The organism is Rhodococcus sp. OAS809, from assembly GCF_040546695.1.
Taxonomy (GTDB): domain Bacteria; phylum Actinomycetota; class Actinomycetes; order Mycobacteriales; family Mycobacteriaceae; genus Rhodococcus_F; species Rhodococcus_F qingshengii.
Window position 1 is genome coordinate 1,604,095 of sequence record NZ_JBEPOI010000002.1, and the last position, 24,470, is coordinate 1,628,564.

Annotated in this window: 24 protein-coding genes and 1 tRNA gene; 6 read left to right on the forward strand and 19 right to left on the reverse strand. The window is 62.5% G+C overall.

Annotated elements, in window-relative coordinates; translation table 11 throughout:
- Nucleotides 1–60: 60 nt before the first annotated feature.
- Both ABIE52_RS10380 and moaA read right to left on the reverse strand, forming a co-directional pair.
- The gene (locus tag ABIE52_RS10380; protein WP_003944706.1) at nt 61–318 is read right to left on the reverse strand and encodes a MoaD/ThiS family protein; all 258 of its coding nucleotides are present in this window, start codon (nt 316–318) and stop codon (nt 61–63) included.
- Complete coding sequence (moaA, locus tag ABIE52_RS10385; protein ID WP_047271625.1) at nt 311–1,369, reverse strand: GTP 3',8-cyclase MoaA; 1,059 nt, start codon at nt 1,367–1,369, stop codon at nt 311–313. Before moaA ends, ABIE52_RS10380 begins: the two co-directional genes overlap by 8 nt.
- Before the next feature lie 111 nt (nt 1,370–1,480).
- On the opposite strand from moaA, the gene ABIE52_RS10390 reads away from it, so the two are divergent.
- The 4 genes from ABIE52_RS10390 to ABIE52_RS10405 all read left to right on the forward strand — a co-directional run bounded on the left by ABIE52_RS10390 (nt 1,481) and on the right by ABIE52_RS10405 (nt 5,772).
- Nucleotides 1,481–2,683 (forward strand): molybdopterin molybdotransferase MoeA, encoded by a 1,203-nt coding sequence (locus tag ABIE52_RS10390; RefSeq protein ID WP_003944714.1) that lies wholly within the window; start codon nt 1,481–1,483, stop codon nt 2,681–2,683.
- Between the two features lie 28 nt (nt 2,684–2,711).
- Complete coding sequence (gene moaCB / locus ABIE52_RS10395; RefSeq protein ID WP_065455546.1) at nt 2,712–3,698, forward strand: bifunctional molybdenum cofactor biosynthesis protein MoaC/MoaB; 987 nt, start codon at nt 2,712–2,714, stop codon at nt 3,696–3,698.
- Complete coding sequence (locus ABIE52_RS10400; protein ID WP_003944730.1) at nt 3,691–4,104, forward strand: molybdenum cofactor biosynthesis protein MoaE; 414 nt, start codon at nt 3,691–3,693, stop codon at nt 4,102–4,104. Before moaCB ends, ABIE52_RS10400 begins: the two co-directional genes overlap by 8 nt.
- A gap of 228 nt (nt 4,105–4,332) precedes the next feature.
- The gene (locus tag ABIE52_RS10405) at nt 4,333–5,772 is read left to right on the forward strand and encodes a DEAD/DEAH box helicase (RefSeq protein WP_042450056.1); all 1,440 of its coding nucleotides are present in this window, start codon (nt 4,333–4,335) and stop codon (nt 5,770–5,772) included.
- Between the two features lie 14 nt (nt 5,773–5,786).
- Here ABIE52_RS10405 and bluB read toward each other — a convergent pair whose 3' ends face one another.
- The 3 genes from bluB to ABIE52_RS10420 all read right to left on the reverse strand — a co-directional run bounded on the left by bluB (nt 5,787) and on the right by ABIE52_RS10420 (nt 8,149).
- Nucleotides 5,787–6,416: a 5,6-dimethylbenzimidazole synthase gene (gene bluB, locus ABIE52_RS10410; protein WP_007731309.1), complete on the reverse strand. Its 630-nt coding sequence runs from the start codon at nt 6,414–6,416 to the stop codon at nt 5,787–5,789.
- Entirely contained in the window at nt 6,413–7,465 is a 1,053-nt protein-coding gene (locus tag ABIE52_RS10415; RefSeq protein ID WP_030534965.1) for a CobW family GTP-binding protein, read from the reverse strand. Before ABIE52_RS10415 ends, bluB begins: the two co-directional genes overlap by 4 nt.
- An 81-nt stretch (nt 7,466–7,546) precedes the next feature.
- Nucleotides 7,547–8,149 (reverse strand): lipocalin family protein, encoded by a 603-nt coding sequence (locus ABIE52_RS10420; RefSeq protein ID WP_007731307.1) that lies wholly within the window; start codon nt 8,147–8,149, stop codon nt 7,547–7,549.
- Between the two features lie 178 nt (nt 8,150–8,327).
- On the opposite strand from ABIE52_RS10420, the gene ABIE52_RS10425 reads away from it, so the two are divergent.
- Nucleotides 8,328–10,862, forward strand: coding sequence for an AMP-binding protein (locus ABIE52_RS10425; RefSeq protein ID WP_030534966.1), 2,535 nt, complete (start codon nt 8,328–8,330; stop codon nt 10,860–10,862).
- Between the two features lie 10 nt (nt 10,863–10,872).
- Here ABIE52_RS10425 and ABIE52_RS10430 read toward each other — a convergent pair whose 3' ends face one another.
- The 14 genes from ABIE52_RS10430 to ABIE52_RS10495 form a co-directional block, all read right to left on the reverse strand.
- Nucleotides 10,873–11,988, reverse strand: a complete 1,116-nt coding sequence (locus ABIE52_RS10430; RefSeq protein WP_192712529.1) for an NAD(P)/FAD-dependent oxidoreductase — start codon at nt 11,986–11,988, stop codon at nt 10,873–10,875.
- Between the two features lie 226 nt (nt 11,989–12,214).
- Nucleotides 12,215–12,287 (reverse strand) — tRNA-Ala (locus ABIE52_RS10435).
- 145 nt (nt 12,288–12,432) lie between these two features.
- Nucleotides 12,433–13,176: a DsbA family protein gene (locus ABIE52_RS10440; protein ID WP_192712530.1), complete on the reverse strand. Its 744-nt coding sequence runs from the start codon at nt 13,174–13,176 to the stop codon at nt 12,433–12,435.
- A 42-nt stretch (nt 13,177–13,218) separates the two neighbouring features.
- Nucleotides 13,219–13,707, reverse strand: coding sequence for a MauE/DoxX family redox-associated membrane protein (locus tag ABIE52_RS10445; protein ID WP_003942318.1), 489 nt, complete (start codon nt 13,705–13,707; stop codon nt 13,219–13,221).
- Between the two features lie 25 nt (nt 13,708–13,732).
- Complete coding sequence (locus tag ABIE52_RS10450; RefSeq protein WP_003942326.1) at nt 13,733–14,986, reverse strand: MFS transporter; 1,254 nt, start codon at nt 14,984–14,986, stop codon at nt 13,733–13,735.
- A 42-nt stretch (nt 14,987–15,028) separates the two neighbouring features.
- On the reverse strand, nt 15,029–16,666 hold the full coding sequence (pgm, locus tag ABIE52_RS10455) for a phosphoglucomutase (alpha-D-glucose-1,6-bisphosphate-dependent) (RefSeq protein WP_070162194.1): 1,638 nt from the start codon (nt 16,664–16,666) through the stop codon (nt 15,029–15,031).
- A gap of 97 nt (nt 16,667–16,763) precedes the next feature.
- Complete coding sequence (crcB, locus tag ABIE52_RS10460; RefSeq protein ID WP_003942344.1) at nt 16,764–17,108, reverse strand: fluoride efflux transporter CrcB; 345 nt, start codon at nt 17,106–17,108, stop codon at nt 16,764–16,766.
- On the reverse strand, nt 17,105–17,482 hold the full coding sequence (locus ABIE52_RS10465; RefSeq protein WP_007731302.1) for a fluoride efflux transporter FluC: 378 nt from the start codon (nt 17,480–17,482) through the stop codon (nt 17,105–17,107). Before ABIE52_RS10465 ends, crcB begins: the two co-directional genes overlap by 4 nt.
- A 23-nt stretch (nt 17,483–17,505) precedes the next feature.
- The gene (locus ABIE52_RS10470; RefSeq protein ID WP_037130102.1) at nt 17,506–18,309 is read right to left on the reverse strand and encodes a DUF1295 domain-containing protein; all 804 of its coding nucleotides are present in this window, start codon (nt 18,307–18,309) and stop codon (nt 17,506–17,508) included.
- A complete protein-coding gene (locus ABIE52_RS10475) occupies nt 18,306–19,622 on the reverse strand; it encodes an SAM-dependent methyltransferase (protein WP_051649691.1) in 1,317 nt (438 codons plus the stop codon). The genes ABIE52_RS10470 and ABIE52_RS10475 overlap by 4 nt, the downstream gene beginning before the upstream one ends.
- Nucleotides 19,619–20,908: an SAM-dependent methyltransferase gene (locus tag ABIE52_RS10480; RefSeq protein ID WP_007731299.1), complete on the reverse strand. Its 1,290-nt coding sequence runs from the start codon at nt 20,906–20,908 to the stop codon at nt 19,619–19,621. The genes ABIE52_RS10475 and ABIE52_RS10480 overlap by 4 nt, the downstream gene beginning before the upstream one ends.
- Nucleotides 20,905–21,648, reverse strand: coding sequence for a DUF1365 domain-containing protein (locus ABIE52_RS10485; RefSeq protein WP_192712531.1), 744 nt, complete (start codon nt 21,646–21,648; stop codon nt 20,905–20,907). The genes ABIE52_RS10480 and ABIE52_RS10485 overlap by 4 nt, the downstream gene beginning before the upstream one ends.
- Nucleotides 21,639–22,919, reverse strand: coding sequence for an NAD(P)/FAD-dependent oxidoreductase (locus tag ABIE52_RS10490; RefSeq protein ID WP_192712532.1), 1,281 nt, complete (start codon nt 22,917–22,919; stop codon nt 21,639–21,641). The genes ABIE52_RS10485 and ABIE52_RS10490 overlap by 10 nt, the downstream gene beginning before the upstream one ends.
- Nucleotides 22,916–23,548: an alpha/beta fold hydrolase gene (locus ABIE52_RS10495; RefSeq protein ID WP_192712533.1), complete on the reverse strand. Its 633-nt coding sequence runs from the start codon at nt 23,546–23,548 to the stop codon at nt 22,916–22,918. Before ABIE52_RS10495 ends, ABIE52_RS10490 begins: the two co-directional genes overlap by 4 nt.
- A 53-nt stretch (nt 23,549–23,601) precedes the next feature.
- Between ABIE52_RS10495 and ABIE52_RS10500 the strand changes: the two genes are divergently transcribed.
- Nucleotides 23,602–24,423 carry a GNAT family N-acetyltransferase gene (locus ABIE52_RS10500; protein ID WP_192712534.1) on the forward strand — a complete coding sequence of 274 codons (822 nt, stop codon included), beginning with the start codon at nt 23,602–23,604 and terminating at the stop codon, nt 24,421–24,423.
- Nucleotides 24,424–24,470 lie beyond the last annotated feature (47 nt).

Sequence of the window (24,470 nt, forward strand, 5' to 3'; positions counted from 1 at the left end):
CAAACCGAAAAAGGATAATACGTCGGCAGCCCACAAATAGCTACGCCGGCAATTCTCGGACTAGCCTCCAGCGAAAGGCGGAAGAATATCGACAGCGCTACCGGAGGCTCGAGAGACGTCGCGGGTCAACTCGTCACCGACGAGGAAAGCCGAGACCGACAGCACTCGCTCCATCTCCGGTCCGTATCGCCCGACCAGCACCGCCACCAACTCGGCAAGTGTGTTGTCAGGCGAGATGGCGACTACCTCGCTACGGCAACCGGATACATCCGCTGCAGCAGCAAAGTAACGAACCGAGATCGAATGCGGATCAGCCACCAATCGCTCCCATACTTCTTTCCGGCGGAACGAAGTCCGCGGCGTCGATGCCGTGCCCAGCCCACTTGTTCCACATCGCACCGCGCCACAAATCCGCTAGTTCGTCGTCACTTGCTCCGGCCCTGAGCGCGGCACGCAGATCAACTTCACGGTCACTGAACAGACATGACCGAATTGTTCCCTCTGCGGTCATTCGCGTCCGATCGCATTCACTGCAGAACGAGCGGGTCACGGAAGCGATGATCCCTACCGTCATCGTGGTCCCGTCGACACGCCATTCTTCGGCAGGAGCCGACGGATCTTCACGGCCGATTGCTTCCAATTCGAAACGGCTTCCCAAAACGGACAATAATTCAGCCGCGGTCACCATGTTCTCGCGTGCCCATGCATGGTCTGCGTCCAGAGGCATTTGCTCGATAAAGCGCAATTCGACGCCGGCTTCGAGGCACCACTGCAAAAGATCCGCCGCGCCGTGGAGCGTTTCACGCATCAGCACCGCATTGATCTTCAGTGGCGCGAGCCCGGCCGCAGCTGCCGCTCGAATTCCCGCGAGAACGGACGGCAACCTGTCTCGACGCGTCAATTCAGCGAAATGGGCGCGATCAACCGAATCCAGGGAAACATTCACGCGAGTCAAACCAGCTGCAGCCAGCTTTGCGGCACGATGTTCGAGCCCAACGGCGTTGGTAGTCATGGAAAGTGGAATTCCTGGCACGCGCGCGGCGCACCCCCCGATGATCTTTTCGAGGTCACTACGCATCAGCGGTTCGCCGCCGGTGAATCTCACCTCGCGAATACCGACTCGTTCGACGCCGATTCCGACTACTCGAATGATCTCGTCGGCACTCAGAAGATCTTCCGCAGCGATGGCCGGCAAGCCTTCCTCCGGCATGCAATACGTGCAACGAAGTGAACACTTCTCGGTGATCGAGACTCGCAGATCTCTGGCAACACGCCCGAACCTGTCGACCAGGAGATCCGTCTCGGGACGACCGGCGAGGGAGGCAGCGTCGAACCGCACGGTGGGAATTCCCATCGAGACCACTGTCATCACTTCACCAACTTCCGTATTGCTCCAGTATGACCGAAAGCCGTACTCCGTGTGTCGGACGGACCACACCGCCTAGGATCAAAACATGTCGAGGTTGTCGAGGTTACTGTCATGAGCGCGCGTTCGGTCGAGGAACACGCGTCGCACATCTCCGGATTGCTCACCGGCCTGCACACCCTCTCTCCGACGGCAGTTCCGACGGCAGAAGCGTTGGGGCGCATAACTTGCTCGGATATCGCATCGCCGGTAGACCTGCCACTCTTCCGCAACTCGCAGATGGACGGGTATGCCGTCGATGCTGCTTCTGTGGCCTCGGTTCCGACCACACTGACGGTTCGAGGCGTGATCGCCGCTGGAAGCGGAAAACCACCGAAACACCTTCCAGGATCGGCATTTCGCATCATGACCGGTGCTCCGCTCCCCGAGGGTGCCGACGCCGTTGTTCCGGTCGAGGACACAACGGGTGTCACCGAGCACGTCGTCACGATCGAACGGGGCAGGTCGGTAGGCGAATTCGTACGCGAACGTGGCAGCGACATCACCGCCGGAATGCTACTGGTCACGGCCGGAACGCACTTGGAACCTCGCCATATCGCCGCGCTGAGTGCTGTGGGCTTGGCCTCGCTCGACACCTACACGAAGCCACGGGTCGCGATAATTACGACGGGCGCCGAACTGAAAAGTGCCGGAACAACTCTCGAACCCGGTGAGATATACGATTCCAACGGTCCAGCTTTGGCAACATTGGCCGAAGCCAACGGCGCCGATGTCGTATCCGTCGCCCGAAGCAGCGACGACCCCGCCGAGTTCCGCGAATTGCTCTCGTACGCAACCTCGGTCGCTGATCTGGTGTTCACCTCCGGCGGAGTGTCCATGGGCGACTTCGAGGTGGTGAAGGAAACTCTCACGCCTCTGGGAGCACACTTCGGCCACGTCGCAATGCAGCCGGGCGGTCCGCAAGGCACTGCAGTGGTGAACGAAGTGCCGGTACTGAGCTTCCCGGGCAACCCGGTGAGCACGATGGTCTCCTTCGAGGTCTTCGCACGGGGCGAACTGCGCCGGGCCGCGGGCCTGCCCGAGATCCCGCGCGAGCGACTCCCGTTGACTGCACCGCTGCGTTCGGTGGACGGCAAGCGGCAGTTCCTGCGGGCACGCAGAACTGCGGACGGAATCGAACTCGTTGCCGGACCCGGATCGCACCTTGTTGCAGCCATGGCGTGGGCCGACGTCCTGATCGACATCCCCGCCGCCGTGACCGAGCTCGGCGCGGGCGATCTCGTCGACGTCGTCCCGCTCTCGACTTCCTCGATCTGATTCACTCGATCTGATTCAAAGGACACTGATGACCGAATTGACACACGTCGACAGCGAGGGCCGAGCGCGCATGGTCGACGTCAGCGCCAAGGCCGAGACGACGCGTATCGCCGTCGCCGCCGGCGAACTCGTCACGACCGCCGAGGTAGTTCGCCTCGTCCGCGCCGACGGCATGCCCAAGGCTGATGTCCTCACCACCGCGCGCATCGCCGGAATCGCCGGTGCGAAGAAGACCTCCGAACTGATCCCGCTGTGTCATCAACTCGCGCTCTCGTCGGTCAAGGTGGAATTCGGGTTCACCGAAACATCGATCACCGTCGAGGCGACGGCGAAGACTCGCGGACAGACCGGCGTCGAGATGGAAGCACTCACCGCCGTCGCGGTAGCCGGCCTGACCTTGCACGACATGGTCAAAGCGGTGGACCCCGGAGCTACCATGAACGGTGTTCGTCTGCTCACCAAAGACGGTGGTAAGCGCGGACATTGGACCCGCGACACTCAGAACGCACAGACAGCTCCGGCGCACACCTTCACCTCGGCACGGTCCGCGACCGTCCTCGTGGCTTCCACCGGCGGTGCGAACGGCACCAGACCCGACACCACCGGACCCACGATCGCGACCTGGCTACGTGAACGGGACTTCGAGGTACGTGGACCGCTTGTGTACGCCGACGCAGACATCGCGGCGGGCATCACTGACGCCAAGGAGGGCTTCCCGTCACTCGTCATCAGTACCGGCGGCACGGGGGCTTCCCCCACGGATGCCACCCCGGAAGCTACCCGGGCAGTCTTGACCCGTGAGTTGCCCGGCGTCGCAGAAGCGATCCGGACCAAGGGCCTCGAGAAGACACCGCACGCGTCGCTGAGCCGTGGTGTGGCAGGTCTCACAGGTACGACGGTCATCGTCAATCTTCCGGGTTCTCCCGGTGGAGTGAAGGACGGTCTCGCCGTCCTCGGACCCATCATCGATCACCTGCTCGCGCAGGTCGCAGGCGGAGGAGCGCACGATGAGTGAGCTATTGGCTCGGATCTCCGAGCAACCGATTCACGCAGACACCGTCGACGCCGCCGTGGCCGGTCCGAAGAACGGCGCTGTTGTGGTGTTCACGGGAACGGTGCGCAATCACGATGGAGGTCAAGCGGTTTCGGCGTTGGAGTACCAAGCGCATCCGGATGCCGAACGCTTCCTCGAGACGTGCTGCCAAGAGGTTGCGGCCTCGACCGGCCTGCCGGTTGCCGCGATCCATCGCGTCGGTCACCTCGAGATCGGCGACCTCGCACTGGTCGCCGCCGTCGCCGCGCCGCATCGAGCGGAGGCGTTTGCCGCGTGCGCCGAACTGGTGGAGCGCATCAAGCACGAGGTACCGATCTGGAAGCGGCAACACTTCGCGAACGGCGTCTCCGAATGGGTCGGGTTGTAGGTCGAACGCTCCGGGAAGGTAGAGTTGCGATCACTAGGTGCCTGAAATCGGGCATCCAGCGTCGTAGAACGCAAATTTTCTTGCTGAGTGCTCAATGCACCCGCTCTTCTTACGGCGAAGAAGCCTGCCGACCGGCAGCGCCGCCACCACTGTGCTTGATTGTTCGACCGGTTAATTCCCGTGTCGGCATCCGGGCACGAACACGTGCCCGAAAGGCTCTGAACACACTTGTCTGACATCTCTACGCCCGCTACCACCTTCGCAGCCCTCGGTGTGCGCGCACCGCTGGTGAAAGCTCTCGAAGACGGCGGAATCACTTCTCCGTTCCCGATCCAGATCGACACCCTCCCCGACACTCTCTCGGGGCGCGACGTACTGGGCCGCGGAAAGACCGGAAGCGGCAAGACCCTCGCGTTCTCCATCCCCATGGTCTCCCGCCTCGCCGGCGAACTGTCCGGAGGAAAGCGTCGTCCGGGTCGACCGCTCGGCCTGGTGCTCGCACCGACGCGTGAGCTCGCCACCCAGATCACCGCAACCCTCGAACCGTTGGCCGCCGCATACGACTTGCGCGTGACCACGATCTTCGGTGGTGTCTCGCAGCACCGCCAGGTTCAGGCTCTCAAGGCCGGAGTCGACATCGTCGTCGCCTGCCCCGGTCGCCTCGAAGACCTCATGAAGCAGAAGTTCGTCAGTCTCGACGCCGTCGAGATCACCGTGCTCGACGAGGCCGACCACATGGCCGACCTCGGCTTCCTGCCCGTCGTCACCCGCATCCTCTCGTCCACGCCGCAGGACGGGCAGCGTCTACTGTTCTCGGCAACGCTGGACAACGGCGTCGACAAGCTCGTCAAGCGTTTCCTCAAGAACGAGGTCATGCATTCGGTCGACGAGGCCAACTCCCCCGTCGCCGCAATGACGCACCACGTGTTCGACGTCGACGGCGTCGAAGCCAAGAAGGCTCTGGTCGAGAAGCTCGCTTCCGGTACCGGTCGTCGCATCCTGTTCATGCGCACCAAGCACCAGGCTCGCAAGTTGGCTCGCCAGCTCACCGAGTCGGGCATCCCGTCCGTTGACCTTCACGGCAACCTCTCGCAGGCTGCTCGCGACCGTAACCTGGCGGCATTCTCCGCCGGTGAAGCGCGCGTCCTCGTCGCCACCGACGTCGCAGCGCGTGGCGTCCACGTCGACGACGTCGAGTTGGTCGTCCACGTCGATCCGCCGGCCGAGCACAAGGCTTACCTGCACCGCAGTGGTCGCACCGCTCGCGCAGGCAGCGCCGGCGACGTGGTCACCGTGGTTCTGCCCGAGCAGCGTAAGGATCTTGCGATCCTCATGCGCAAGGCAGCCATCAAGGTGACCCCGGTCCGTTCGACTGCCAACTCCGAGCACGTCGTCAAGTTGGTCGGCGACATCGCACCGCACGTCACGCCGGCTCCGAAGGCTCCTGCCCAGCCGAACGGCGGACGCGGGCAGCGTCCCGCCGGCCAGGGTGGACGCGGCGGCGCAGCACGTTCGGGTCAGGCTCGCTCCGGACAGGGCGGTCAGTCACGCGGTGCTCGCACCGGCGGAGCTGCCCGTCAGGAACATGCCGGTGGTGGCGCTCGCCGTCCCCGCACCGGCGGCGGCGCTCGCACCGCAGGCTCCACCGGTGGCCGTCCCGCACGCTAGGCCCCCGGTACAACTCAATAGGTTTCGTAGTGGACAGCGTCGGCCAATGGCCGGCGCTGTCGCCATCCGAAGCGTTCGAGATCCGGAACCTGTTGAAACTCGGTCACCTTCCCGACGCACAGCCACGCAATGGGGCGAACGGGTGACGGAATGCCCATGAGTTCGGTGAGGTACTTCTCGTCGTAGAACGAAACCCAGCCGATGCCGATCTCCTCGGCTACCGCGGCGAGCCACAAATTCTGAATTGCCAGCACCGCCGAGAACAGCCCGGTGTCGTCGACGGTATGACGGCCGAGGATGTTCGGGCCACCGCGCGACGGGTCGTAAGTGACGACGATGCCGGTACCACTCTCGGCGATTCCCTCGATCTTGATGGGGTCGAACGTCGAGCGGCGATCCTCGGGCAAGGACTGCGCGAATTTCACCCGGGCATCGGCGACGTGTGCCGCGAAGGTGTCGAGCGTCTCCGGATTACGAACGACGACAAAATCCCACGGTTGCGTGTTTCCCACGCTCGGCGCGCGATGGGCGGCGTCGAGAATGCGCATCAGAGTTTCGTCGGGGACGATCTCTCCCGAGAACTCGGCGCGAACGTCTCGCCGTCGCCGAATCGCTTCGTACACGGATACAGCTGATTCACTCACGCCCCGACGGTATAGCGGTGCAATCCCAGCATGGCGTCGGGGTGCGGTTCGACCGTTTCTTCGCGCACGCAGGCGCGGAGCGCGCTGCCGACCGCCCCCGAATCCATCCCGGTGCCGATCACGACCAGTTGCGTGGTTCGAGGTTCGCCCGACTTCCATCGCAGCGGCGTGATCCGGACATGATCACCCACCGATTGGATCTCGAATTTTCCTGTGTAGCCCGGAATCTCGAAGTTCACGAAGCCCTTGATGCGGTAAACACCCGACGGCTGATTCTCGAGAAAGTGCGTCAAGGCCCTGGCATCGAGAGGCGTCTCCGATGCGAAATCAACCGATTCGTAGCGGTGGTGCAGGTGATCGTGGTGACACGAGCCGTCCTCGTGATCGTCGTCGTGCCCGTCGCGCAGGAGCTCGTCGAGGCTCAGTTGATCGCCCGGAGCCGGAGGGGTCACCTCGCCGGTATCGAACAACAGAGCGGGGTCTATCCGCGAGTGCGAGGTTTCCACCATCGGCGCTCGCGGATTCAACTTACGAATTTCGGTCGTGAATCGCTCGCGTTCGGCGACCGGAACGCTGTCGATCTTGTTGACTACCACCAGGTCTGCCAGGCGGACATGTTGATCGAGCTCGGGATGTTCGCGGCGAACGGTGGAGAAATTGGCTCCGTCGACCAGGACCACCAGGCCGCCGTAGACGACAGACGGGTTCTCACTTCCGAGGACGAGTCGAATCATGTTCCGCGGCTCGGCAAGCCCGCTGGCCTCGATGACGATCACGTCGATCCCGGACTGCCGGTGCGCCAACTTGTTCAGCATCTCGTCCATGTCCGAGACGTCGACAGCGCAGCACAAACAGCCGTTGCTGAGAGAGACCATCGAATCGACCTGACCAGCGACCATCATCGAGTCGATGTTGACGGAGCCGAAGTCGTTGACGATCACGCCGATGCGTACACCGTCGTTGTTACGCAGAAGATGGTTGAGCAGCGTCGTCTTGCCCGAACCGAGAAAGCCTGCGACGACTATTACGGGAATCTGCTTCTTCGCCACCACACAACCTTCCGAAACCACACGTACCGATCAGTGATCGTAGTGGAGTGTGGCTCCGGAAGGTTCACGCTGACAGCAGACTCACACCGTGCAGAGCGGACGGATGTCCGACGTGCCCTCGGTGGTCGGTGACGTCAGGATCGTGCATGCGTTGTATCCACGGGATTCGGCGACCCGGCGGATCTCACTCCAGCCTGCCGCGTCGATGACCGCCGACCGTGAGAGCACGAACCCGGAAAGCCTGAGCGGATCGCCCACCAGTGCCCACGAATAGTCGTCGGCAATGTAGGTGACGATGTAGTTGGGTGGGCCGTCCAAGCTTTCCTGTGAGGGCACCCCGGGGAAGCTCACATGCAACTGGGCACCCGTTGCTGGATCGGTAACTCGGGCATTCCCGACGATCTCGTTGGCTTGACCGGTCCACGTCGTACACGTGTTCTTCACGCTCACGTTCGTGGAATCGACAATCCCGTAACTCGCCCGGGTGTCCTTCGCGCACGCGAGGTTGAAGGGCTGAGGAATCGCCGCCACCTGGTTCCATTCCCCTACGTAGCGCGCGACGTCCAGGTTCGCCACCGGCTGCAAGGGTTCCCAGATTGGGCTCGCCTGCGCGGTTCCCGAAAACATCGTCGCTGCGGCGCACACTCCCGCAATCGCAATCGCACTTCGCCCCGACCACTTCATGTCACTGCTCCTCGTCTGTACAACGCTCGATCGGCATTGGTTCCTCAAGACATTCGGAGCTGACGGACTGGAGGATGGGGAGGTATGTAAAACTACTTTTGGTTTGTTATGGACCTACTTCACAAACCTTATGTAGTCTTTGCTAAAAGATAGCTGAAAGTCGGACGGAGCTACTGTGATGAAGGTTGTCGACTTAGGTCTAGAACGCACTCGCTATGCAGTCATCGACGAGACGATCGAGTCGAGGTGGCGCCGAGTCACCTCTATGCAGCACGACGCCGTTGCCGTCGTGACTCCGCGCGACCGGATCACTTTCGCCGAACTCGAACTCCGGACCGACGCATTGGTCCGCGAACTTCGCCTACGTGGGTCACACGGGGCACGCCCGGTTGCGGTCGATCTCGAACCAACGGCCGAGTCGGTGCCCGCCATCCTCGCCACTCTGATTTCCGGTCGGCCCTTGGTCATGATCGACCCACAACTCCCCGAGGCCCGCCGAGCGCACATCATGAGCACCTCGGGTGCAGTCCCGCTGCAGTCGATACTCGACGAGTCTGCTGCGACGGGCTTCAGATTCGACAGCGCGTTGGAACCATCGAGTTCCGACCCTGCCATGATCGCGTTCACGTCAGGCACCAGCGGGGCACCCAAGGGAGTCGTGTTGAGCCACTCCATGTGCCTGAACAAGGCCGACGAACTCGCCGCAGCAATCGACCTGCGACCCGACGATCACATCGGGAACCTGTTGCCCGTCAGTTTCGGAGCCGGAATCACGGCCCTGATCATGGGGCTTATGAACGGAGTCACGGTCTACTGCTGGGATCCACGTATCGACGGCGTCTCGGGAATCGACGACTGGCTGATCGAGAATTCGATCACGACCACGCACTGTGCGCCGTCTTTTCTGCGGGCGTGGTCGGATCTCGATTGCGGTGCAGCAAATGATGATTCGATCGGTTCCCTACGCGTCGTCGTAACGTACGGGGAAGCAGTTCACGGCGAGGACTACGCGCGCCATCGCAGTCACGGCTTCGCTCGCGTCACGTACGTCAACTGGCTGGCCACCACCGAGACCGGTGTCGTCGCGTACAACGTGTTCCCACCACATTCCGAACTACCCGTCGGAGTGGTACCGGCCGGACGTGCTCGCGACGGCAAGGACGTACAGATCGTCGATGTGAACGGCGTGCCTCTCCCCGACGGAGAGATCGGAGAGATTCAGGTTGTCTCCAGTGATCTTGCCGACGGATACCACGGCGACCCGGATCGAACTGCAACACGATTCACGCGCCTGGGCGACGGAGTGAGCATCTACCGGACCGGTGACCGGGGCCGCATCGACGAACGCGGAGAACTGCAACTGCGGGGACGCGTCGACGACGCCGTCAAGATTCGGGGCTACCTGGTGGAGCCGATGGAAGTCGAGGCGCATATTCGTCGAATTCCAGGCGTCGCCGATGTTTTCGTGGCCGTCGTCCTCGAGAACGATCGACCGGAGATCGTCGCCTACGTGGTCCTGACCAAAGCCGTGATGGCACGGTCGGGCGCCGAGATGCGGCGCGAATTGGCGACATATCTGCCGGCCTGGATGCTCCCCCGACATTTTGTTCTGATGCCGGCGTTGCCCCGCAACGAAAGAGGAAAGGTCGATCGAACAGCGCTGCCCTCCGTCGAGGTGCGGTCCACTCCACCGACTCTCGCCGGGCCCGCCGAATTGTGGTTGTCCTCGATCTGGGAGTCGATTCTCGGTATCGACTCCATCGACCGTGAGGACGACTTCTTCGAACTCGGCGGCGATTCGCTTGCTTCAACCGAAGTGGTGGCAAAGATTCACGACATGTTCCGGATCCGGATCACGGCGGCGGAGTTCGCGGCCGCCAGTACCGTCAAAGACCTTGCAGCGCTGGTGGATCGGCGCAGAATCGATCCCGATGATCGCGTCTGTCACAACACGATGGTGCCACTGAAGCTCGAAGGCTCCGGGCGACCGCTTTTCATCATGAACGGAGCGGGGTGCCCATCGACGACGCTGTCCACCTTGTCGAAAGCGCTTCACACCGATCGGCCGGTTTACGCACTTCAGCCACACGGCTTCGAATCTCGCGGACTACCCGACCGGTCGGTGAAAGCAAGCGCCCGCCGTTTCATTTTCGAAATCAAGAAGATTCAGCCCACCGGGCCATACCTCCTCGCCGGATACTCGTACGGCGGCTACGTGGCGCTGGAAATGGCGACACAGCTGTCCGAGTCAGGTGACACTGTCGAACACGTCACCGTTCTCGACACCAGAATCTCCACCGAGGCTGCCGCACGACTGGCTGGTCGAGCGGGCATCACTTTGGATCCGTCGATCGTCGACCTTGCACCACAACCATCCACCAATGCCCGCTGGAAGCCGACCAGACGCACCGTCGCGGCCATGTGGATCCGCACGCTGTTCGCCGGCATTCTGCAGTACCCGCCGGCCACCCAGTGGACCGTGTTCCTCTACATCGGAGGCCAGGCGCTCCGGAAGCATCGGATACGAGCATGCGCCGCGCCCGTCACCGTCATCCGTGGAGCCACCAACAACCGTGGACGCGAGATCTGGTCACTCATTGCCACAGGCTCACTGGATTTCGACGACGTCGACGCGTGCCACGAAGACGTCGTCCGCCAACCGTACGTCCGCAAGACTGCGGCGATCATCGATCGAGTCTGTGATCGAGCGTGACCAGCGCTGCTCATGTCCAGTTGTAGAACAAAGAGCGGCGGGGAGTGAGTGCCCACTCGGTCGTCGACGAGCACACTCGTTCTTTGACGAACGCACCCGCCCTGCCTGCGATGAACATGCCCGCTGCGTCGTCGACACGAGTGGTCCGCTGGAACACACCTCGCCGCCTCCCGAGACTGATGCACCGGCCTGCGAACTTCGGAGCCACCGGGCGCGGCGCGGAACCTTCGAGTCGATGCAGGATCGTCTCGGCCGCATGGACTCCCAAGGGAATCGCGGCCTGACAACTCATCCTCAGTGAAAGATCACCGACTGCGACCGCATCACCCGCACCGACGATGTTGGGGTGGGACGAGCATTCGAGTCGGTCGTCGACCTTCAGACGACCGAGACCGTCGACGGGAAGGCCACTTCGGCGCGCCAGCTCGGGGACCCCGAATTCTGTCGCGAGAATCGTGCAATCTGCCTCCACCCGTGCGCCTCCCGCAAGCTCGCAGGACGAACCGTCAATGCGTGTAACCCGGGATTCGGTGACGATGTCGACCCCAAGATCGGTCAATGTTCTGAGAATTGCAGATCGCGCACGCTCTGACAGATCCGGGGCCACGATTCCTCCGGTCACCAAAGTGATTCGGCTGCTTCGCTGCTCAGCCAATTCTGCGGCAGTCTCGATGCCGGTGAGACCGCCGCCGACAACGCAGACCGTAGCCTTCCCGTCGAGTGTCGCCAGTCTGGATTCGAGGCGAACCGCGTCCTCGAATTCGGAGACGCTGAACCCGTGCTCCGCCGCCCCGCCGATAGTGCTGGGTAACTGCCCACTTCCGACTGCGTAGACCAGATAGTCGTAGTCGAGCACACTGCCGTCGTCGAGGGTAAGCCTGCCGAGCCCCGCCTCGATCGTCGTCACCTCTCCGAAGACTCGGTGTGCCGCACGCGGTAGCGCCCTGTCGAACGAGACCGTCGCGTCGTAGCCAGCCGCGATCATCTGATGGAGCCTGATTCTTTGCACGAAGTGTGGGCGCGGATTCACGACGGTCACCGTGATGTCCGACCGAGTTCTCAGCAGTCGCTTCGCTGCCATGACGCCCGCATATCCTGCCCCGATTATCACCACGTGTGCACTCATGGTTCTCCGTTCCGCCAACGGTCCCCATGCTGAGAATGCACGGGATGATCAGGCCTCATCGCGGACGTTATTGAACATTGACGCCCTGGCGTTATGGCGGTCGACACATCTAGGCAGAACTGTGCTGCATGCAATAGAGACTCGAAAAACACAGGGTCGACAACACAACACTGGCTCGAAAACAACAAATGCTCTGCACCGTTTGGTGCAGAGCATTTGTCTTGGGTGGAGCTAAGGGGACTCGAACCCCTGACCCCCACACTGCCAGTGTGGTGCGCTACCAGCTGCGCCATAGCCCCGTATTCAGTTCGCTCTAACAGTCGAACTCGCAGCGGCTGTTCTGCTTTCCGCTTGCTGGAAGAAAGTTACACCACTTGACTCCTGGGCAACAAATCGCCTGGTCAGAGCGAAGCGGCCGCTCCTCGTCGGAGCGGCCGCTTCAGCTCAGGAGGAGAGCTTGGAAACCCAGTCGCTGCTGCCCGTGTCAACGATCTTGCCGTTCGCCACTACCGTGGGCGTCCCGTTCGACCCGACATCCTTGAGCGCCTGGCTGGCGGCTGCGGCATTGGCCGCGGCGGCTTCGACGTTGGTACCGGAAGAGATGCAGGTTGCCACGTCCTCGGATGCGCCCGCATCACGAGCGATCTGGGCGAGGTCGTCGTTGGTGTGGTCGCTGCTGCCGGCCTCGGCCGGCTGCGTGTCGGTCGCGAAAAGCTTGTTGTGGAATGCGGAGTACGCAATCGCGTCACCACCCTGAGCGACGCAGAGCAGAGCGGCGCCGGCCCGTGTGGAGTAGTCACCGCTGCCCGAGGCCCGGTTGAGGAAGTTCAGCATGTGGTACCGCACGGCGACGTCACCGTTGTCGACGGCGGCCGCGAGAGCCTGGCCACTGAGGTGTTCGAGAGCAGCACAGGCCGGGCACAGCGGATCCTCGAAGAGATCAATGGTTGTCGCGGCGGAGGGCTTGCCGAGCAGCACCACTCCGTTGTCCTGCACCGTGACGGCAACTTCGGAACTCTGCACGGAGCCGTAACCGTCGTTCTGGGGCTTGTTCTTGCTGTTCGTCCACAAGACACCGCCGATGACGAGGGCCGCGATCACGAGCACCGCGAGGCCACCGATGATGTAGGTGGAGCGGCTCGAGACCGGTTCCGGAGAGTATTTGTTCTTGCTGCTCTTGGTGCTCACGCTGATGCAGTCCTTCGTGCGTCGAAACGATTTACCGATTGCTTACCTTGCCACTGAAGACTGAGTATCCACTGAGAACGCCGCGCGTGATCCGGGCCCCAACGCGAGTGGCGAACGCGGGAACACGAGCAGCCAGACGGCAAGTGCCAAGAAGCCCAGGTCGCGGAGAATCTCCTTCGAATAGTCCCAAGCGCCGACGTCGGCTGCACCTCCGCCGCCGAAACATCCGCAGTCGATGGACAATCCCCTGGCCCACACCGAAATGATCACCGCAATGAGAACCGTGAGGATGACCACCGAGACTGCAGCGGATGCTCGCACCGCCAACCCGACGAGGATCAGCAGGCCCAGGACTATTTCGACCAGGGGAAGAGCCGTCGCCACCGGACCCACCAGTGACTCGGGCAATAGTTGATAGGCGCGCACCGCGATCTTCGTCTGAACGGGATCAAAGAACTTGAGTCCCCCGGAAATCAGCCAGACGGCCGCCAAACCCAATCGGGCCACAAGACTCACGATGCGAATTGCCACCCGATCGAGAGTACAGAATGCCCGGTCAGTCCAGGTTTGTCCGCGCAGGAGTATCCGTTAGCACCGTCACATCAGTCAGATCTTCGACGACGGATTCGACGGGCTTCGTTCGCGACGGAACGAACAACCAACCCGTCGCCGACACGACTACTACGGCTCCCATCACTGCGAAGGCCGCCGAGTACGACACATGCTGGGCGATCAGTCCGGCACAAATCGGCGCCACTACCCCACCGATGTCGGACATCATCTGGAATACCGCCAGAACGGGTCCGCCTCGGGCCGTCGATCCGACAACATCGGCAACCGCGGCCTGCTGGGCCGGACTCATGAGGCCGGAGCCGACACCAGTCACTGCGGCAATGGCGAAGAACACCACGAGGTTGTCGGTGAATCCCATTGCGATGGTTCCCAGACCGCAGATGAGTAGGCCGCTCACGACAAAGGGCTTGCGTCCGAAGCGGTCCGAGAGTCGTCCGGAGACGATCAACACCAACGCATTGCCGACGGCGAAGATCGTCAGGGCGTAGGCCGCAATCGAGGGGTCTCGGCCGAGGAACTCGACGACGAACAGGGGAACCATGGCAACGCGAACTCCGAAGATCACGCCACCGAAGGCGAGGTTCGATCCGAGCGCTGCCCGGTACACCGGAGACTGGAGGCCTTCTGTGAGAGTCATCGACTTCACATCGACAGCCTTGTCCGGTGACGCCAAATGAGATCCACGCAGGCTCACGAAGACAACGAGCGCGGCGATCACCAACGCAATTGCGTAGATGATGAACGGCATCCGCAGACCGAACTGCAACAGCGCACCGCCGACCAGCGGGCCGCCGATCGATCCCATGAGAAAGCTTGTCGCGTACAGACCCGACACGCGGCCGCGACTGTCCGACGGTGACATGCGAATGATCAGCCCGAGGGCCGACACCGTGAACATGGTCGACCCGATGCCGCCCAACGACCGGAACAGCAGAAGTTGCCAGTACTCCCCCGCGAAAGCGCACGCACCGGTCGAGACCGCGACGATGAGAAGGCCGACGATGTAGACCGGCCGCTCACCGAGTTTCTGTACCAAAGTGCCGCTCATCGGCGCGAACACCAACCGCATGAAAGCGAAAGACGAGATCACGATCGTGGCGGCGGTGACCGATACGTCGAAGCTGCGCGCGAACTGAGGTAGTGCCGGGGCGACCAACCCGAATCCGAGGGCGATGACGAAGCTGGCGGCGACCAGTACCCAAATTTCCTGTGGCAGCTTGGCTGCACGAGTTTTCATGTCGCCCGGAATTCTAGCCGGGCGACCTGAGCGGTCCGCGGGCTAGTTCGCCTTCAAGACGCCGGACACCAAGTCCTTGGCCGCTGCCTGAACCTGAGCCAGATGATCGGCGCCCTTCATCGACTCGGCATAGATCTTGTACACGTCCTCCGTGCCGGACGGCCTCGCTGCAAACCACGCGTTCTCCGTCGCCACCTTGAGACCACCGATCGCCGCGCCGTTTCCGGGCGCGGCAGTCAGTGTCGCGGTGATCGGTTCACCCGCCAGCTCGGTCGCACTCACCTGGTCGGGAGACAATTTTGCCAAGACTGCCTTCTGTGCGCGTGTCGCGGGCGCATCGATCCGTGCGTACACCGGGCTCCCGAACTTTTCGGCCAACGCGGCGTAGTGCGCTGACGGAGACTTTCCCGTCACCGCGGTGATTTCCGACGCGAGCAACGCAAGGATGATGCCGTCCTTGTCCGTCGTCCAGACGGAACCGTCGTGTCGGAGGAAGGACGCGCCGGCGCTTTCCTCGCCGCCGAATCCCACAGACCCGTCGAGCAATCCGGGAACGAACCACTTGAACCCGACCGGAACCTCGAGCAAATCGCGGCCCAGGCTGCTCACGACACGGTCGATCATCGAGGAACTCACGAGGGTCTTGCCGACCTTGGTATCTGCGCCCCAACCTGGCCGGTTCGCGAACAGGTACTCGATGGCAACGGCCAGATAGTGATTCGGGTTCATCAAACCGCCGTCGGGAGTGACGATGCCGTGGCGGTCGGAGTCCGCATCGTTTCCGGTCGCGATGTCGTAGCGATCCCGAATCCCGATCAGCGACGCCATCGCGTCGGGCGACGAGCAGTCCATGCGGATCTTGCCGTCCGTATCGAGCGTCATGAACCGCCAGGTCGGATCGACGAGAGGATTCACCACTTCGAGGTCGAGTCGGTGAGTTTCGGCAATCGCGCCCCAGTAGTCGACGCTTGCCCCGCCGAGGGGGTCTGCACCGATCGTGATTCCGGCATCGCGGATCGCGTCGAGGTTGAGGACACTGGGGAGGTCTTCGACGTAGTAGCGGAGGAAGTCGTAGCGTTCGACGCGGTCCAGCGCTTGTGCCGCCGTCACACGCCGTACCCCGGAAAGCCCCTTGCGCAGTAGCTCGTTCGCTCGATCGGCGATAACCGACGTCGCATCCGTGTCCGCGGGCCCGCCGTGCGGCGGGTTGTATTTGAAGCCGCCGTCACGAGGCGGATTGTGTGACGGTGTCACGACGATGCCGTCGGCTTTGGCCTCCGGACCCGTCGAGTTGTATCGCAAGATCGCGTGACTGACAGCCGGGGTGGGAGTGTAGGCGTCGCGTGAATCGACGAGGACGACGACGTCGTTGGCGACCAGGACCTCCAAGGCCGACAGCCAGGCAGGCTCCGAGAGCGCATGTGTGTCCCGGCCGATGAACAGCGGGCCGTCGATTCCCTGCGAAGCGCGGTACTCGACGATCGCCTGGGTTGTCGCCAGGATATGAGCTTCGTTGAACGCCGAGTCGAGACTGGAACCGCGATGTCCTGAAGTGCCGAAAAGTACCTGCTGCATCGGGTTCTCGGGATCCGGAGTGCGCGTGTAATACGCGGTGACCAGATGAGGAACATTGATCAGATCCTCTGGCAGAGCCACTTGTCCTGCTCGTTCGTGCGCCACGAATCCCCCTCGGCCCGGTGGTCGACCACTGTGTCGACGCGACTGTGGACAATTGTCTACCCTGGCCGCGTGGCGTGCACGCTCGGCGCCGGATCCGTCAATCCGTGATCTGGATTCCCAACCACGCAGCGGACAGTCCCACGATCAGACTGAGGACGATGTAGATCAGAGAAAGCGCCGTCTGGCGCCTCTCGATCATCCCGACGTTCTCGGTCGCGAAGGTCGAATAGGTGGACAAGCCGCCGCAGAAGCCGGTCGCCAGAAGTGCGGCCATCTCGGTGGAAAGAGCTGCCCCGGTGAACAATCCAAGGAGGAAGCAGCCGATCACGTTCGCGGCGAACGTCGCAGCCGGAAATCCCTTGTACGCGGGCACATACCGCGCCAACAGGTACCGGCCACTCGCACCAGCGCCGCCGCCGAGCGCCACCAGGAGAACTGTCATGCCGACGCTCCGTCCCGCGCGCGGATCCAGCGTTCACCGAGCCCTTTGCCCAGTGCTGCAGCGAGGATCGCGGGAATCAACGTCCCGAGAACATAGAGAATCGATCGCCACGGACTCTCCGTCACGGCGTGAACCGCGAAGGACGAGAAGGTGGTGAAGCCGCCGCAGAAGCCCGTGCCGAGAAAGAGGTACCCAACCTTGTTGTGCACGAGCAGGGCCGCGAGAACACCGAGAACGAACGAGCCGACGACGTTGATGACCAGAGTCGTCCAGATGTGGGGAAAGAGCTCCCCCAGACCGTAGCGGCTGAGCGCGCCCAACCCTCCGCCGACGGCAACCGCGCATACCGCAGCCGGCAGTTTCAGATCACCCATGCTCTGGCCTCACCCGAAAGAGCCTACGTCCCGGAGCGGGCTTTCGGCGGGCGAGGAATGAAGTAACTTGTCCGCTGCTGATACTCGCGATAGCCCGGACGCTGTTCCATGTGTCGCTCGAGCAACCGCGCTCCGGTGGCGAAGACCAGGAAGTAGGTCATGGCGATCGGTGAGAGGACGGTCAACACCCCCGGCCACACGGACGCCGAGACGAGGAAGATCCCCCACCAGACACACGCGTCGCCGAAATAGTTGGGATGCCGCGTCCATGCCCACAAACCTTGATCCATGATGTGGCCACGGCTGCCCGGATCGGATTTGAACTCCTCCATCTGTCGGTCGCCGACCGTCTCGAACGTGACGCCGACAATCCACAGCGCGATTCCGAGTACGACAAGAAGTCCGAAGCTGCCGTTCGACACTGCTGCGACCTGGATCGGCAGGGAGACGAACCACAACGAAATCCCCTGCGTGAGATAGATCTTGCGGATCGCATACAGCGTTCGATTACCCGTCGCTCGTCCGAGCATTTCTTCGTACCGCGGGTCTTCACCTTTGCCACGCGATCGAATCGCCATGTGCGTCGCCAACCGCAGACCCCAGATCGCCACGAGCGCAAGCATCAGCAACCGGCGCCAGAGGTCGCCGGTTCCCACTATCGCGGACACGAGCGCGATCAGAACGAAGCCGGCGCCCCATGACACGTCGACAACGTTGTGGCGCCCGATCCGTACACCGATCGTGGCTGTCACCGCCATTCCGACGGCGATCGCCAGCAGACTCGTGAGTGTGACCACTCCGAACGCGCCCCAGTCGAATCCGTTCATCGCCGCGACACCCACTGCGGCCGTACCGGTTCCATACCCGATCGACCATCACCGTGCGGCCGGACCGACAGAATCTGATCGACGCCCATCCTGCCGTCCCGAAATGCCATTCCTCCGCCGACGAGGTAGAGACGCCACACCCGAGCGACTTCGACACCTACGAGTTCCACGACGCGATCCCAGTTCGATTCGAAGGTCTCGATCCACGCGTCGACGGTCCGCACGTAGTGCTCACGCAGGGCGTGGACGTCCCGCACTTCGAGTCCACCTTCCTCGATCATCGCAACAGTGCGACCGACGGGCCGCATGTACATGTCCGGCGCGATGAACGACTCGATGAACGGACCTCCCCCGGGGTGCGGGCCAGTGCGGGACATCTGCTGAATCAGCACACGGCCACCGGCAATAACATTGTCGTGGAGCGCTTTCACGTAGGTCGGATAGTTGTCCTCACCGACATGCTCACCCATCTCGATGGAAGCGACCGCATCGAAGGGACCGTCTGGAATCTCTCGATAATCTTGGAGGCGAATCTCGACCCAGTCTTCCAAACCGAGCGCGCGGACCTTCGCGTCGACAAAAGCCTTCTGCTCCGCCGAGATCGTGATTCCGACAACCCTGGCGCCGTACTCCCGCGCTGCATGCAGGCTGAGCGAGCCCCAACCACAGCCGACATCGAGAAACCGCAAGCCTCGCGCTCGATCGAGACCGACCTTGCGGCACACCAGGTCCAGCTTGTCTGTCTGTGAGTCTTCGAGCGTGTAGTCCGGTGCATCGGAAGTCCAATAGCCCGAGGAGTACGCCATGTTCTCATCGAGGATCAATTGGTAGAAATCGTTCGACAAATCGTAGTGGTGCCCGATCGCCTCGCGGTCGCGGGCGAGGCTGTGCAGGCGCCCCTTCACCTGAGCCTGCGACGCCGGCGGAGCCAAAGGTCTCCCGAAAGCACCGAAGGATCGCGCAGCCTTGACCGCGGCCAAGACGAGCGATGGTGTCGGGGTAATCGACCCGAGCCCCCGCTCGGCAGACACCTTCCACACGTGTGTGAGTGCGTCGCCTAGATCGCCCTCGACGTCGAGTTCACCGAGAACATACGCCTGCGCAGCCCCCAACTCGCCGGGATTCCAGAGCAAGCGTCGCAAAACGTTCGGGCTGTAAAGCGTCACCTTCGGAGCATCTTCCGGACCTGCTGTGCTGCCGTCCCATGCAGTCAACCGCACCGGAAGTTCGCCGCCGACAAGTGGACTGAGGATGTCCGAGAGACGACCCGCAACGCCGGTACCTTGTGTCGTTCGATCCATTGTGGCAGTCATCGCTGGTTCCTCCGATCGAGAACAATTTGCTGGACGTCGAGATACCCCGACCGAAACCCCGCCTCGGAGTAGCAGAGATAGAAATGCCACATGCGCGCGAACACTGCGTCGAACCCGAGCGCGGACGCCTCGTCGGTGCGAGCGCTGAATCGCTCGTCCCACAGTCGCAACGTCTGCGCGTAGTGATCGCCCATCGACATCCGCTCACGCACCCGCAGGGTTGTCATGCGCTCGGTGACGTCCTCGATCGCCCGCACCGACGGGAGAAATCCGCCGGGGAAGATGTACTTGTGCACCCAGGTGTAGGTGTTGCGGGTCGCGAGCATTCGATCGTGCGGCATCGTGATGGCTTGGATCGCTGCGCGCCCACCCGGCGCCAGCAGGGCGTCGATCGTCTGGAAGTAGCTTCCCCAGTACTGGTGGCCGACGGCCTCGATCATCTCGACCGACACAACGGCGTCGTACTCCCCCTGTACCTGCCGATAGTCGAGAAGGTCGACCTGAACGCGATCTGCCAGTCCCGCAGCGCTTATCCGCTTCGCTGCCAATTCCTGCTGTTCGACCGAAAGTGTCACCGAGCGCACCGTCGCTCCCCGTTGGGCAGCTCGGATCGCCAATTCTCCCCAGCCTGTGCCGATTTCGAGCACTCGCGAACCGGGTCCGACACCTGCGCCATCCAGCAGTCGATCGATCTTCCGATGCTGCGCCGCTGCGAACACGTCCCACGACGGGGTCGCTCCTACCGACAGATCCTCGAAGAGGGCACTGGAATACGTCATGGTGTCGTCGAGGAACAGTTCGAACATCTCGTTCGAGAGGTCGTAGTGCCGGGAGATGTTCGAGCGCGTGTTCTGCGTCGAATTCCGTTCACTGCGAGGCTGCTTCGGAATGTAGAGGCCTCGTAGCCGCTGCAGGAAGTCGGGAATGAGCGTCGCCACGCGGGAGGCGAAGACTTCCAGGACCGCAGTGAGGTCGGACGCTTCCCAATCGCCCGCCATGTACGACTCGCCGAATCCGATCAAACCACTGTCACCCACACGAGCAGCGAAGTCGTCTGGGCGGTGAATGACCATCAACGGCGAATCGGGGCTACCGCCACCGGAGAACTCACCGTTGGGCATCTGGACACGCAGCGGCAAACGTGCGACCGCCTTGTGGAACAGGGCGCGGGCAACCGGTGATGCAACCCGCACTTTGAGCCCGCTCGGCACGGTGGCGACGCCCGGCCACCGCTCGGTTTCGATCGTGTGAGCGGAAGGTTCGGTGCCGAGAGTGGTTGTGGTCATTGCACTGCCTCCTGCGGGTGATGTTGCGGTCGGGGAACGATGGGTAAGCGCCTGGCCCACAGCCGGATTCCTTGAAATCGGATCTGCGCGGCGACTCGGAGCGGAGCCAGCGGGATGGCGAGCGCACTGCGCACGATCTCGCGCGTCGTCGCCGGCACACAACGACCGGACACCGTGGCCACGAAGGGCGCCTTGCCGTCACGGGCCAGAACTATCGAGAGCGCGAGCGCGGTGTCGGGTAGCGGAAGTCGCATCCGGTACTCGCCGTCCAGATCGTTGAACGGAGATACGTAGAACTCTTTGGGCGTGCGAACCCCGCCACGTTCGTCGGTTTCGAGCAGGTAGCAGTGCCGTTCGCTGTAGGTGTTGTGAACCTCGGCAACGACGCACCGCTGACTGCCGTCGTCGTTCAGACACCAGAACACACTCAGCGGGTTGAACACATGGCCGAACACACGCGCGTTCGTAAGCATGAGGATGCGACCGCCGGCGAACTCCAGTCCGTTGGTTGTCAGAAAAGTCTCGACGTTGGCACGAATCGATCGAGTGGGGTCGCCGAGGTGATCCCCGGCGTCGAACTTCGCCAAGGGCCGCAAAGCCTTCGGGAGCTCGGGCAAATCGTCGACGTCGACGAGCCAACTGTAGCTTCGGTACTCGAACTCGTTGTGCAACGGCTCCGTTCGTACGTGTCGGATGCTCGTATGAACGATGGACGGCGTGATGGGAGTAGTCACGGCCACCGACCTCCGACGCGTTCGGCGGCACGCAGGCCAGACAGTGCACCGTCCTCGTGGAAGCCCCATCCGTGGTATGCGCCGGCAAACGCGAGTACGTCCGAGTCCAGCTCAGGAAGCCGCGCTTGAGCGGCGACGGAGGTGGGTGTGTACTGCGGATGCTCGTAGGTCATCTGATCGATCACGGAGTCCGGGGACACCATTTCGTCTCCCCCCAACGTCACCAGGTAGCGCCGACCGGTCTCCGGCAGCCGCTGCAACCTCGTCATGTCGTAGCTGACCAGAACGTGATCCGGCTTCGCGTTGCATTCAGGGATGTAGTAGTTCCACGACGCGCGCGCATTGGTGTTGCCGGGCAGCACATTTTCGTCCGTGTGAAGTTGGGTGTGGTTGACGGAGTACGGCATTGCGCCGAGGACCTGGGATTCGGCATGCGTCGGATCCGCCAAAATCTTCAGTGCTTGCTGCGGATGCGTTGCGACCACGGCTGCGTCGAAGGTCTGGATCTGGTCGTCGCCGTCACGAATGTCGACGCGATCGTCGAACCGGTGGACGGCGCGAACCGGCGTGTTGAGGCGGATATCCCCGATACTTTTGGCGACGAGACGAACGTATTCGCCCGATCCACCGGTGACTGTTCGCCAGGTCGGCGATCCAGTGACGCTCAGCATTCCGTGGTGATCGAGGAACGAGAACAGGTACCGCGCGGGATATTTCAGCGCCGAGCCGGGATCACACGACCAGACTGCCGACACGAGCGGAGTCATGAAGTGAGCGGTGAAGTAGTCGGAGAACCGGCCGCTGCGCAGAAACACCCCAAGTGTCTGGTCAGGTGCCGACGGATCCGTGTTGTCGAGCAATGCGCGGGCACGGCGGTGGAAGCGCTTGACCTCCATCAACATCGACAGAAAACTGCCGTTCACCAGCAGCCCCGGCGTCGGGAGAACGCCGCGCAACCCTTGGCCTCCCGAGTACTCGAGCCCGCACCCCCCACACCTGACCGACATGCTCATATCGGATTCCTGCGTAGGCACATCTAGTTCTGCGAACAATCGCAACAATGTCGGATAGGTGCGATCGTTGTGGACGATGAACCCCGTGTCGATGGCGAGGCTTCGCCCTTCCGGGTCGGTGACCGAATGGGTGTCCGCGTGCCCGCCGAGCCGTGAATCCGCTTCGTAGAGGGTGACGTCACTGTCCTTACTGAGCACCCACGCCGCTGTCAGACCTGCGACACCACTACCGACGACGGCCACCTTGCGCTTGTCGGAACTCATCGTCGTTCTCCCATCTTTGTTGCGGCTACCCCGCGACTCATTCCTGCGATTGCATCCGCGACGAGGCGATGCCAAGTCGCCGCCCGACGGAGCATGAAGTGGCCTGCGCCGTCGATGCCGATCCATTCAGCGCTCTTACCCGACGCCTGCAGTTCGTCGAACTTTCGCCGCGACACCTCCGGATCGGTCCAGGAGTCAGCCGTGCCGTGAAGGACTGACAGTGGTGTGTCCGAACGCAGATTCACCGACGTTCCATCGGGCCACCACGGCGCCAGCGCGACCACACCGACCACCGCCGGATCGCCACATAGTTCGGCGGCGACCCGTCCGCCCATCGAGTGCCCCAGCAGGATCACCTGAGCTTGTGAATTACGTTTCGTTATCGCGTCGAGTGCGGCGCGGGCGTCGGCGACCGGACTGCGCTCGGCACCGTTCCAACCTCGAACTCGATAGCGAGCCTGCACCGCCTTGACACCGGAGAGGCGAAGCTGAGCGGTGAACGGGCACATCCGAAGGTTGGACAGATGCCAGGCGCGAGCCGGGCGATGGCTCGATACCTTTCCTCCAGGCAGCACTAGCACCACCAGGTGCTGGTCACCGTCCTGCTGTTGCCGTCGGTTGGGCGTCATACACGGCATTCGGAGCCGAAAACCATTTGGATGGGGTTCGTAGAATTTCTTTTGTGAATCGTGAAGCACTCGTCGGCGATGTCCTCGACGCCATGGACGCCAACTTGGTATCCCATGCCTGCCACCTGCATGAACACTTGCCGACGGGATCGGTCACGGTCTCTGCAGATGTTGTCGTCGCAGACAGCGGCCTCACCGACGACACTTTCAACATCATCGCTGGTGCGCGCTTCGCTGTACCTGCTGCTGAAGGCCCGGAAGAAGACCGACGACTACTCGACGTACTCGCGTGGCTTCGAGCAACCGGTCGTCCGTTCTCCTGGTGGACAGGTCCGCGCGACAAGCCCTCTGACCTCGGCGCTCGCTTGTCAGCCCTCGGCTGCGTGCGCTCCGAGGAAGAAAGAGCGATGACGGCAGACTTGAACGTCGTCCCACGCCCAACGCCTGTCTCAGAACTGTGCGTTCAGCGAGTGACGACTCGTTCGCAGCTCGCCGACTACGCCGCCGTGATGGCCGCCAATTGGTCGCCGCCCTCAACCGCAGTAATACGTTTCTTCGAAGACACCGCCGATGACATCCTCGATGAGCGCTCGCGGAGTTCGTTTGTCGTGGGATACGCGAACTCCCAGCCTGTCGCCGGAGCCGAGGTCCATTTTGCCGCCGACGTCGCCGGACTGTATGGGGTCGTCACACTCGAAACGGCGCGCCGACGCGGATTCGGCTCGGCGGTCACCCTTGCCGCACTCGACATCGCCCGCGAGCGAGGTGCCCGAACCGCTGTACTTCAGGCGTCCAGCGACGGCGCACAGCTCTATCGAAACGCTGGCTTCGAGGATGTCGGTACCTACGCCGAGTACTCGATCGGCAGCGGTTAGACGTCCCCGCGGGGACGCTTTCCGTCCTCATCCACGGATGTGTGTCG